Source organism: Microbacterium sp. NPDC056044, from assembly GCF_042267145.1.
GTDB lineage: Bacteria > Actinomycetota > Actinomycetes > Actinomycetales > Microbacteriaceae > Microbacterium.
Window position 1 is genome coordinate 1 of sequence record NZ_JBHJWZ010000001.1, and the last position, 10,653, is coordinate 10,653.

Consider the following 10,653-nt stretch of genomic DNA (forward strand, 5'->3'; position numbering starts at 1 on the left):
GTACTGCAGGGGGGACCCTGTGGGAGAGTAGGACACCGCCGGACACCCATTCACGGAATGGCCACCCATCGCAGGGTGGCCATTCCGCGTTAACACGGTGATTGCCGATGCACACCGCATCCAGGAGGATCGAACAATGGCAGAGCAGGAGCCGCGCGACGATCGACGCGCGCCACGCGAACGATCCGGCGGCAAGCCCTCGTCGGCAGGAAGCGACCGCAAACCGTATGCGAAGCGTGACGGCGACCGCAAGCCGTACCCGAAGCGCGACGGCGACCGTCCCTACGCGAAGCGCGACGGAGACCAGAAGCCTCACGCGAGGCGCGATGGCGACCACAAGCCTTATGCGAAGCGCGACGGCGACCGTCCCTATGCGAAGCGCGATGGCGACCACAAGCCCTACGCGAAGCGTGACGGCGACCGTCCCTACGTCAAGCGCGACGGTGACCGTCCCTATGCGAAGCGCGATGGCGACCACAAGCCCTACGCGAAGCGTGACGGCGACCGCCCGTATGCGAAGCGCGACGGCGACCACAAGCCCTACGCGAAGCGCGACGGCGACCGTCCCTACGTCAAGCGCGATGGCGACCGCCCGTATGCGAAGCGCGACGGCGACCACAAGCCCTACGCGAAGCGCGACGGCGACCGTTCCTACGCGAAGCGCGACGGCGACCACAAGCCGTACGCAAAGCGCGACGGCGATCGTCCGTACGCGAAGCGTGAAGGTGACCGTCCCTACGCGAAGCGTGAAGGTGACCGTCCCTACGCGAAGCGCGACGGCGACCAGAAGCCGTATGCGAAGCGCGACGGCGACCGTCCCTACGCGAAGCGCGACGGCGGCGACTACAAGCCGTCCGAGCGCTCCGCGCGTCCGACGCGCGGGGGAGCGAACCGCCCCGACCGCGCGATGCGTGAGGGCGAGATCCGTCCGGTCCGTGCCCGGCACGACGACCCGGTCATCCCTGCGGACATCACCGGGCGCGACCTTCCGCCCGGTGCCCGCAACGAGCTCAAGACCCTGAGCAAGGAGAACGCCGAAGAGGTCGCGCGTCACCTCGTGATGGCCTCGCAGCTCATCGACGAGGACCCGGTGCTGGCGCACCAGCACGCGCTGTCGGCATCGCGCCGCGCCGGCCGCATCGCCGTCGTGCGCGAGACGCTCGCCATCACGGCGTATGCCACCGGCGACTTCGCGCTCGCGCTGCGCGAGCTGCGCACCTACCGGCGCATCTCGGGGCGCGACGACCAGATCGCGCTCATGGTCGACAGTGAGCGGGGTGTCGGCCGCGCCGATCGCGCGCTCGAGGTCGGCCGTGCCGTCGACCGCGCCACGCTCGAGACGCCGGTGCGCGTCGAGCTGGCGATCGCGATGTCGGGCGCCCGTCTCGACCTCGGCGAGCCGGAGCGCGCGCTGCAGGAGCTCGACATCCCCGAGCTCGATCCGGATCGCGCCTTCGAGTGGAGCCCGGCGCTCTTCGCCGCCCGCGCCGCAGTGCTCGAGGAGCTCGGCCGCACCGACGAAGCCGCCGAGTGGCAGCGCCGTGCGGTGATCGCCGCAGAAGCGATCGACGCGGCGTCGGGTGTCGACGACCTCGAGACGGTCTTCGTCGAGGAGGTCATCGAAGAGGACTTCGAGGACGAGGACGAGGACGAGGACGAGGACGAGGACGAGGACGAGGACGAAGCAGAGGCCGAGCAGGACACGACGGAGGAACCAGGCCAGTCCGCGCCCGAGTCCGAGTCCGCGCCCACCGAGGCCGAGCCGGAGGAGGTCTCCGTCGCCGACGAGGTCGCCGAGATCCTCGTGGAGGCGGGCGTCGACGACGCACCCGGCGACGACGAGGCCGAGCGCTGATGGCGTTGTTCGGGCGGAGGGCTGCGACGCCTGCCCCGCTCGACGGCGTCGACGTGGTTCTCGCCGACCTCGACGGAGTCGTCTACGCCGGCGCCGGCGCGCTGCCGCACGCGGTCGAGAGCCTCAACCGCGCCCGTGACGGCCGTTCGCTCGCGTACATCACGAACAATGCTGCGCGCACGGATGCCTCGGTCGCGGCGCACCTGAGCGAACTCGGGCTCGCGACGACGCCGCGTGATGTTGTCACGAGCCCGCAGGCCGCGATGCGCCTGCTGACGGAGAAGATCGCGCCCGGCTCGACCGTGCTGGTCGTCGGCGGCGACGGGCTCGTCGTCGAGGTGGAGAAGGCCGGCTTCGTCGTGACGCGCAGCGCCGACGACGCGCCGTCCGCGGTCGTGCAGGGGTTCGCGCCGGAGGTGGGCTGGACCCAGCTCGCCGAGGCGGCGTTCGCGCTCAAGACGCCCGAGGAAGACGGCGGCATCCCGTGGGTGGCGACGAACACCGACTGGACGATCCCGCAGTCGCGCGGCATCGCGCCGGGCAACGGCACCCTGGTCTCCGCGGTGCACACCGCTGTCGGCCGCCTCGCGACCGTCGCCGGCAAGCCCGAGGTGCCGATCTTCGAAGAGGCCGTCGCACGGTTCGAGGCGCAGCATCCGTTGTTCCTGGGCGACCGTCTCGATACCGACATCCTCGGCGCCAACCGCGCCGGCATTCCCTCCGCCCTCGTGCTCACCGGCGTGGACCGGCCGAAGCATGTGCTCGCGGCCCCCGAGAACTCGCGCCCGACGTACATCCTGGGCGACCTCCGGGAGCTCCATGAGCCGTACCCCGAGGTGCAGGTGAAGGATGGCGTGGCGACGGTCAGAGACGCACGCGTCGCGATCGACGGCGCCGACATCCGCATCCTGAGCGAGGGGGACCGGCCGGTCGACCTCGTGCGCGCGGGCGCGGCGGCGATCTGGTCGTCCGGGCGGGCGATCTTCGGCTTCCGCGTGCCCGAACGGCTGTACGCGGATCCGTTCCACCGCCCCTGATCCTCGCCGCGGCGAACCGGGCGGTGTCGGGCGACCCCCGTAGTCTGGAGGACATGGATCGACCTGACGCGCATGAGGACGAGCACGGCGACCTGCTGTCGACCCTCGAGGTGATCGAGGCGCAGCCTCTGGAGACCCGCGCCGAGGCGTACGACTCGCTCCACGACACGCTCGCCCGCCGCCTCGAGGCGACCCCGGGCACCTCGTCATGACGAGCCGCCTCGACGCCGCTCTCGCCGCCCGGGGCCTCGCGCGTTCCCGCACCCACGCCGCGACGCTCATCGCCGAGGGAGTGGTCACGGTCGACGGGCGTCCCGTCGTCAAGGCCTCGACCCCCGTCGGGGACGACGCCGTGATCGAGGTGGCGGCTTCCGATCACTACGTCAGCCGGGCCGCGCACAAGCTCATTGCGGGTCTCGACGCCTTCGCCGTCGACGTCAGCGGCCGTGTCTCGCTCGACATGGGCGCGTCCACCGGCGGGTTCACCCAGGTGCTGCGCGAGCGCGGCGCCGAGCCGGTGATCGCGGTGGATGTCGGGCATGGGCAGCTCGCGGCATCCGTCTCCCAGGATCCCGGGGTGCACGCGGTCGAGGGCTTCAACGTCCGCTACATGACCGCCGGCACCCTCGCCGAGGCGAGCGGCGTCGCGGAGGCGCCGTCGGTCATCACGGGCGATCTGTCGTTCATCTCGCTCACGCATGTGCTGCCGGCGGCGCGCGGGGTCGCGGCATCCGATGCCGATCTCGTGCTGCTGATCAAGCCGCAGTTCGAAGTGGGGCGCACGGCGGTGAAGGGCGGCCTCGTGACGAACCCCGTGCTCCGCGCCGATGCCGTCGCGCGCGTGCTGTGGGCGGCGTGGGACGCGGGGCTCGGCACGTGTGGCCTCGTCTCCTCCCCGATCGCGGGTACGCACGGCAATTCCGAGTTCATCGCACACCTCGCGCCGGGGCGGGGGAGCAATCCGACAGAATGGTTGAGCACTGTGAACCGACTGGCGGGGAGCCGATGAACGACGCCGACACCGAGGCCCAGCGCAGCATCCTGGTGGTCGCGCACGCCCATCGCGCCGACACCGTCTCTGCGGCGGAGCGGGTGGTCGCCGCGCTGCGTGCTGCCGGCGCGCGTCCCGTGCTCGCGCTCGACGACGGCGAAGACCTCGTGCAGGCGGGCCCGTCGCTGGCCGACGTCGCCGTGCTGGGCATCGATGTGCCGGTGACCCACATCGAGCTCGCGATCGTGCTGGGCGGCGACGGGACGATCCTGCGCGCCGCCGAACTCGTGCGCGAGGGGAGCGCGCCGGTCCTCGGCATCAACATGGGCCACGTCGGCTTCCTGGCCGAGATCGAGCGCGACGACATGGACGAGGCTGTCCGCCGTGTCATCGCCCGCGAGTACGAGGTCGAGGAGCGCATGGCGCTCCAGGTGCGGGTGAAAGACACCGGCGACTCCGTCATCTACGAGACCTGGGCGCTCAACGAGGCGACCGTCGAGAAGGCCAGCCGTGAGCGCCTGCTCGAGGTCGTCGTCGAGATCGACGGCCGCCCGCTGTCGAGCTTCGGCTGCGACGGCATGGTCGTCTCGACGCCCACGGGCTCGACCGCCTACAACTTCTCCGCCGGCGGCCCCGTGATCTGGCCGACCGTCGAGGCGATCGCCGTCGTGCCGCTGTCGGCGCACGCGCTGTTCGCGAAGCCCCTCGTCGTCGGGCCCGAGCACTCGGTCGCGATCGAGGTGCTCGAGCGCACCAACGGCACCGGCATCCTGTGGTGCGACGGGCGACGCTCGCACGACCTGCCGCCGGGCGCGCGCGTCGTGGTGCGGCGGTCCGATCGCCCCGTGCGTCTCGCGCGCCTGCACCACGCGCAGTTCACCGACCGCCTGGTGCGCAAGTTCCGCCTGCCGGTCGAGGGCTGGCGTGGTCCGGCGGCCATCACGGGTGTGCTGCCGACGCAGAAGCCGGGAATGGATGCTGCCACCGCCGTGGACCTCGGCACCGATGTGGTCGGCAGCGAGGTCGCCCCGTGATCGAGGAGATGCGCCTGCGCGACCTCGGCGTGATCGCCGAGGCGACGCTGCCGATCGGCGCCGGATTCACGGCGATCACCGGTGAGACCGGTGCCGGCAAGACCATGGTGGTGACCGGGCTCGGGCTGCTGCTCGGCCAGCGCGCCGACTCCGGCGCGGTGCGCGCCGGCGCCCCGCAGGCGACCGTCGACGGCGTGTGGATCGTCCCGGAGGACGGACCCGTCGCCGCGCGCGTTCGCGAAGCCGGCGGCGACGTCGAACCGATCGGCGGAGGCCGTGCCGAGCTGTACATCGGCCGCTCGATCTCGAGCGAGGGCCGCGGGCGGGCGTCCGTGGGCGGCCGGGCCGCACCGGCCGGCGTGCTCGCCGATCTCGCCGACGAGCTCGTCGTGGTGCACGGGCAGTCCGACCAGCTGCGCCTGCGGTCGGCCGCCGCGCAGCGCGATGCACTCGACCGCTTCGGCGGCGAGACCGTCCACACCGCGCGCGACACCTACCGTCGTGCCTTCGAGCACTGGCGCGCGATCGAGCGCGAGCTGTCGCAGCTCACTGACGATCGCGATGCGCGGGCGCGCGAAGCCGAAGACCTGCGGGTTCAACTCGCCGAGATCGAGCAGGCCGCACCGGAATCCGGTGAGGACGCCGAGCTCACCACGCGCGCGGAGCGGCTCGCGAACGCCGAAGAGCTGCGCGTCGCCGCCGCGACCGCCCACGACGGGCTCTCGGGCGAGGGCGACGAACCCGACGCCGGCGCCCTGCTGGCCGAGGCGCGGCGCGCGCTCGAGCGCGTGCACGATCCGGTGCTCGCCGAACTCGCCGGGCAGCTCGCCGACGTCGGCTACCGCGTCGCCGACATCGCGGCGGCGCTGGCGGGTTACCTCGCCGATCTCGACGAGTCCGGTCCGCACGAGCTCGCGGCGGTCGAAGAACGTCGCGCCGTGCTCGCCGGCCTCGTCCGCGCGCACGGCACACTCGACGCCGCCATCGAGCTTCTCGACACCGGCTCGTCGCGCCTCGCGGAACTCGATGACGACTCGGATCGGATCGACCGGCTGACCGCGGAGCGGGATGCCGCAGCATCCGTCCTCGACGAGGCCGCCGCCGTGCTCACCGCGGCGCGCACCGACGCGGCCGCGCGGCTGGGCGCCGCGGTCACCACGGAACTGCGGGCGCTCGCGATGCCCGACGCGCGACTCGAGGTCGCCGTCACCGCCGGCGCCGAGACCGCATCGGGCCGGGACGACGTCGCGATCCTGCTGGCCCCGCACCCGGGCGCCGAGCCGCGGGCCGTCTCGCGCGGCGCGAGCGGCGGCGAGCTCAGCCGCGTCATGCTCGCGATCGAGGTCGTGATCGCCGCCGTCGACCCCGTGCCGACGTTCGTGTTCGACGAGGTCGACGCGGGGATCGGCGGCGCCGCCGCGATCGAGGTGGGCCGGCGTCTCGCCCGCCTGTCGGAGTCGTCGCAGGTGATCGCCGTCACGCACCTCGCGCAGGTCGCCGCCTTCGCGGCCAACCACCTGACCGTCGTGAAGGCGAACGACGGCTCGGTCACGGCATCCGACGTCCGCCGCCTGGACGGCGCCGACCGCGAGGCCGAGATGGCGCGCCTGCTGTCGGGCATGCCCGATTCCGACGCCGCGCTCACGCACGCACGCGAGCTGCTCAGCCTTCGCACCGAAGTCGACTGATAGGATCAAAGCCCGTGATGCAGAGTTCTGATTCTTCCCGCGGCGACACTTCGAACGACACCACCAAGCACATCTTCGTGACCGGTGGTGTCGTTTCCTCGTTGGGCAAGGGACTCACCGCGGCCAGCCTCGGAAACCTCCTCACCGCCCGGGGCCTGCGTGTCGTGATGCAGAAGCTCGACCCGTACCTGAACGTCGATCCGGGCACGATGAACCCGTTCCAGCACGGCGAGGTCTTCGTGACCGACGACGGCGCCGAGACGGACCTCGACATCGGCCACTACGAGCGCTTCCTCGACATCGAGCTGAGCCAGGCGGCCAACGTCACGACGGGGCAGATCTACTCGCAGGTCATCGCGAAGGAGCGCCGCGGCGAGTACCTCGGCGACACCGTGCAGGTGATCCCGCACATCACCGACGAGATCAAGCGCCGCATGCGCCTGCAGGCCGACGAGACCCCCAAGCCCGACGTGATCATCACCGAGATCGGCGGCACGGTCGGCGACATCGAGTCGCAGCCGTTCATCGAGTCGGCGCGCCAGATCCGCCACGAGCTGGGCCGCAACAACGTCTTCTTCGTGCACGTCTCGCTCGTGCCCTTCATGGGCGCGTCGGGCGAGCAGAAGACCAAGCCCACGCAGCACTCGGTCGCCGCGCTCCGCTCCATCGGCATCCAGCCCGACGCGCTCGTGCTCCGCAGCGACCGTCCCGTCACCGAGTCGAACAAGCGCAAGATCGCGCTCATGTGCGACGTCGACGAGGGCGCCGTCGTGAACGCGGTCGACGTGCCCAGCATCTACGACATCCCCTCGATGCTCAACGAGCAGGGCCTCGACGACTACATCGTCCGCGCCCTCGGCCTGTCGAAGGCCGCCGACGTCGACTGGTCGCGCTGGCAGCGCGTGCTGAACGCCGTGCACAACCCGAAGCACGAGGTCACGATCGGCCTCGTCGGCAAGTACATCGACCTGCCGGATGCCTACCTCTCGGTCACCGAGGCGCTCAAGGCCGGCGGGTTCGCGCAGGAGACGCACGTCAACATCCGCTGGATCCCCTCGGACGAGTGCGAGACGCCCGAGGGCGCGGCCAAGGCGCTGGGCCCGCTCGACGGCATCGTGATCCCCGGCGGCTTCGGCATCCGCGGCATCGAGGGCAAGATCGGCGCGCTGAAGTTCGCGCGCGAGCAGGGCATCCCGACGCTCGGCATCTGCCTGGGCCTGCAGTGCATCGTGATCGAGTACGCACGCCACGTCGCCGGGATCGAGGATGCCTCGTCGAGCGAGTTCGACCCTGACACGCAGCATCCCGTCATCGCCACGATGGAGGAGCAGGTCGACATCCTCGAAAGCGGCGACCTGGGCGGGACGATGCGTCTCGGCCTGTACCCGGCCGACCTCGCCGAGGGATCGATCGCGGCCGAGGTGTACGGCGGCGACCGCGCGTCGGAGCGCCACCGCCACCGCTACGAGGTGAACAACCGCTACCGCGACCAGATCGCGGAGGCCGGCCTGGTGTTCTCGGGCATCAACCCCGACCTGAACCTCGTCGAGTACGTCGAGCTGCCGCGCGACGTGCACCCGTACTACATCGCGACGCAGGCGCACCCCGAGCTGCGCTCGCGCCCGACGAACGCGAACCCGCTGTTCCGCGGTCTCGTCGGCGCGGCGCTCGAGCGGCACCGCTCGAGCGAGCTGTTCGAGGTCGAGAACGACTGACGTGACGCCGGAACTCCTCGCCGACGAGCCCGTCGACGCCACCGTCCTCGACAGCGACCTGGTCTACGAGGGCCGGGTGTGGGACGTGCGCAGCGACACCGTCGCGTACGGCGACGGCCAGATCGTGCGCCAGTACGTCGATCATCCCGGGGCGGCCGCGGTCGTCGCGGTCGACGACGAGGGGCGGGTGCTGCTGATCCAGCAGTACCGGCACCCGATCCGTCACCGCGACTGGGAGATCCCGGCGGGCCTGCTCGACATGGCGGGGGAGACGCCGCTCGAGACGGCTCGGCGCGAGCTCGCCGAGGAGGTCGACCTCGTCGCCTCGTCGTGGGAGCCGCTGGTGAGCATCTTCACCACGCCGGGCGGGAACGACGAGATCGTCCACCTGTTCCTCGCTCGCGGGCTGACGCCCGCGAGCGAGGTGCACGCGCGCGAGGACGAGGAGGCCGACATCCGCCTCGAGTGGCTGCCGCTCGCCGACGCGGTGGCCGGCGTCCTCGCGGGGCGGCTGCGCAACGGCATCCTCGCGGTGGGCCTGCTCGCCGCCGCCGAGCGTCTCCGCCAGGCGGACGCCCCGGGAGCCTGACAAGCCCGCCGGAGTGCGCCGACCGGCCCGCCGAACGTGAGACCCTCGTGACAGGAGGCGCCTGACATGCAGATCGCTCGAGCCGTGGACTCGTACTTGCGCCACGTGGCGATCGAACGCGGCCTGTCGGAGAACACGGTCGCGGCGTACCGGCGCGACCTCGCCGGGTACGCCGACTGGCTGCGAGAACAGCACGTCGACGACACGGCCGCGGTCACGTCGGTGACGCTCGCGAGCTTCATCGCCGACCGCGCCGCCGCGCAGCCGCCCATGGCGGCGTCGTCGCTGGCGCGACTGCAGTCGTCGGTGCGGGGCCTGCACCGGTTCCTCGCGCGCGAAGGCATCGAGCCCGCCGACCCGTCGTCGAACCTGCGCCCGCCCAAGCAGCCGCGGCGGCTGCCCAAGGCGCTGACGATCGACCAGGTCGAGAGCCTGTTGGATGCCTCGGGCCCGGCGCCCGCGACCGAGGCCGACGTGTCCGGGGCGCCCGGAGCGGCAGCGGGCGACCTGCTCGGCATGCGCGACCGCGCCCTGCTCGAGCTGCTGTACGCGACCGGCGCGCGGGTGTCGGAGATCGTGCAGCTCGACGTCGACGACGCCGCGCACGGCGACGTGCTCCGGGTACGCGGCAAGGGCTCGAAGGAACGCATCGTGCCGGTGGGCTCGTACGCGCGCGCCGCCGTCGACGCGTACCTCACACGCGCGCGGCCCGAACTCTCTCATCGCGGCCGGTCGACGCCGAAGCTCTTCCTCGGCGCGCGGGGAGCACCGCTGTCGCGGCAGAGCGCCTGGCTCATCATCCAGTCGGCCGCCGAGCGCGCGCACCTCACGGCGCACGTGTCGCCGCACACCCTGCGGCACTCGTTCGCGACGCACCTCCTGCAGGGCGGCGCCGACGTCCGCGTCGTGCAGGAGCTGCTCGGCCACGCCTCCGTGGCGACGACGCAGATCTACACGTACGTGTCGGTCGACGCCCTCCGCGACGTGTACGCGACGTCGCATCCGCGCGCCCGCTGACGATTTCACCCCGGGCCGCGATCTCCGACAGACTGAGCGGCTGGGGATCCGCCACGAGGGCGGACCATCGATTCGTCCGGGGGGATCGAATGAAGAACACACGTGCACGCCTCTCGCTCGCGGCAGTCGTCGTCGCTGCGGCGGTGTCGCTGAGCGGCTGCTCCATCGTCGAGCAGCTCATGCCGGCCTCGCAGCCGGTGCGCGACGCCGAGACCGGCGAGGTCACCGAGCAGGTCGACAACGCGGACGTCTTCGCCGTGCGCGTCGGCGACTGCCTGAACACCGCCGACCTCGACACGACCGATCAGGTCAGCAACGTGCCTGTCGTGCCGTGCGCGGAGCCGCACGACGACGAGGTGTACCACGCCTACGTGCTGGCCGACGGCGAGTATCCGGGTCAGGACGCGATCCTCGCCGAAGCCGACAACGTCTGCGTGGCCGAGTTCGCGACGTTCGTGGGCATCGCGTACGAGGAGTCGACGCTCGACTACTGGCCGATGTATCCGACGGACGGGTCGTGGAGCGACGGCGACCGCGAGGTGCTGTGCATCGCGTGGGATCCGTCGGGGCAGCTGACCGGCACCCTCGCCGGCGCGGCGCGCTGACGGGCCTCCCGGCGCCCGCTTCCGCGGGCGCCGGCACCTGAGGTCCATGTGCCGCTGAGGCGGCGCTTTGCTGAACGATTGCCCAACAGCCGACTAGGATCGAGCGAGCACAAGGAAGCGGG

At 71.7% G+C, this 10,653-nt stretch carries 10 protein-coding genes; all 10 read left to right on the top strand.

Annotation, left to right across the window (positions count from 1 at the left end; all coding sequences use genetic code 11):
* Positions 1-136: 136 nt before the first annotated feature.
* The 10 genes from ACFC1I_RS00005 to ACFC1I_RS00050 all read left to right on the top strand — a co-directional run bounded on the left by ACFC1I_RS00005 (position 137) and on the right by ACFC1I_RS00050 (position 10,531).
* Positions 137-1,855, top strand: coding sequence for a primosomal protein (locus ACFC1I_RS00005; protein WP_376005598.1), 1,719 nt, complete (start codon positions 137-139; stop codon positions 1,853-1,855).
* The gene (locus ACFC1I_RS00010; protein ID WP_376005600.1) at positions 1,855-2,892 is read left to right on the top strand and encodes an HAD-IIA family hydrolase; all 1,038 of its coding nucleotides are present in this window, start codon (positions 1,855-1,857) and stop codon (positions 2,890-2,892) included. The genes ACFC1I_RS00005 and ACFC1I_RS00010 overlap by 1 nt, the downstream gene beginning before the upstream one ends.
* 53 nt (positions 2,893-2,945) lie before the next feature.
* Complete coding sequence (locus ACFC1I_RS00015; protein WP_376005602.1) at positions 2,946-3,104, top strand: hypothetical protein; 159 nt, start codon at positions 2,946-2,948, stop codon at positions 3,102-3,104.
* Positions 3,101-3,901: a TlyA family RNA methyltransferase gene (locus ACFC1I_RS00020; protein ID WP_376005604.1), complete on the top strand. Its 801-nt coding sequence runs from the start codon at positions 3,101-3,103 to the stop codon at positions 3,899-3,901. The genes ACFC1I_RS00015 and ACFC1I_RS00020 overlap by 4 nt, the downstream gene beginning before the upstream one ends.
* The gene (locus ACFC1I_RS00025; protein ID WP_376005605.1) at positions 3,898-4,917 is read left to right on the top strand and encodes an NAD kinase; all 1,020 of its coding nucleotides are present in this window, start codon (positions 3,898-3,900) and stop codon (positions 4,915-4,917) included. The genes ACFC1I_RS00020 and ACFC1I_RS00025 overlap by 4 nt, the downstream gene beginning before the upstream one ends.
* Positions 4,914-6,605, top strand: coding sequence for a DNA repair protein RecN (recN, locus tag ACFC1I_RS00030; protein WP_376005607.1), 1,692 nt, complete (start codon positions 4,914-4,916; stop codon positions 6,603-6,605). The genes ACFC1I_RS00025 and recN overlap by 4 nt, the downstream gene beginning before the upstream one ends.
* A gap of 17 nt (positions 6,606-6,622) precedes the next feature.
* Positions 6,623-8,320, top strand: coding sequence for a CTP synthase (locus ACFC1I_RS00035; RefSeq protein ID WP_376005608.1), 1,698 nt, complete (start codon positions 6,623-6,625; stop codon positions 8,318-8,320).
* 1 nt (position 8,321) lies between these two features.
* Positions 8,322-8,909, top strand: a complete 588-nt coding sequence (locus ACFC1I_RS00040) for an NUDIX domain-containing protein (protein ID WP_376005609.1) — start codon at positions 8,322-8,324, stop codon at positions 8,907-8,909.
* 66 nt (positions 8,910-8,975) lie between these two features.
* The gene (xerD, locus tag ACFC1I_RS00045; protein WP_376005610.1) at positions 8,976-9,926 is read left to right on the top strand and encodes a site-specific tyrosine recombinase XerD; all 951 of its coding nucleotides are present in this window, start codon (positions 8,976-8,978) and stop codon (positions 9,924-9,926) included.
* An 89-nt stretch (positions 9,927-10,015) separates the two neighbouring features.
* Entirely contained in the window at positions 10,016-10,531 is a 516-nt protein-coding gene (locus ACFC1I_RS00050) for a septum formation family protein (RefSeq protein ID WP_376005612.1), read from the top strand.
* Positions 10,532-10,653 lie beyond the last annotated feature (122 nt).

Coding starts and splice junctions, on each gene's coding strand:
- ACFC1I_RS00020 (WP_376005604.1), top strand. CDS start 3,101: ATGACGAGCCGCCTCGACGCCGCTCTCGCCGCCCGGGGCCTCGCGCGT.
- ACFC1I_RS00035 (WP_376005608.1), top strand. CDS start 6,623: ATGCAGAGTTCTGATTCTTCCCGCGGCGACACTTCGAACGACACCACC.
- xerD (WP_376005610.1), top strand. CDS start 8,976: ATGCAGATCGCTCGAGCCGTGGACTCGTACTTGCGCCACGTGGCGATC.
- ACFC1I_RS00050 (WP_376005612.1), top strand. CDS start 10,016: ATGAAGAACACACGTGCACGCCTCTCGCTCGCGGCAGTCGTCGTCGCT.
- ACFC1I_RS00015 (WP_376005602.1), top strand. CDS start 2,946: ATGGATCGACCTGACGCGCATGAGGACGAGCACGGCGACCTGCTGTCG.
- ACFC1I_RS00010 (WP_376005600.1), top strand. CDS start 1,855: ATGGCGTTGTTCGGGCGGAGGGCTGCGACGCCTGCCCCGCTCGACGGC.
- ACFC1I_RS00005 (WP_376005598.1), top strand. CDS start 137: ATGGCAGAGCAGGAGCCGCGCGACGATCGACGCGCGCCACGCGAACGA.
- ACFC1I_RS00025 (WP_376005605.1), top strand. CDS start 3,898: ATGAACGACGCCGACACCGAGGCCCAGCGCAGCATCCTGGTGGTCGCG.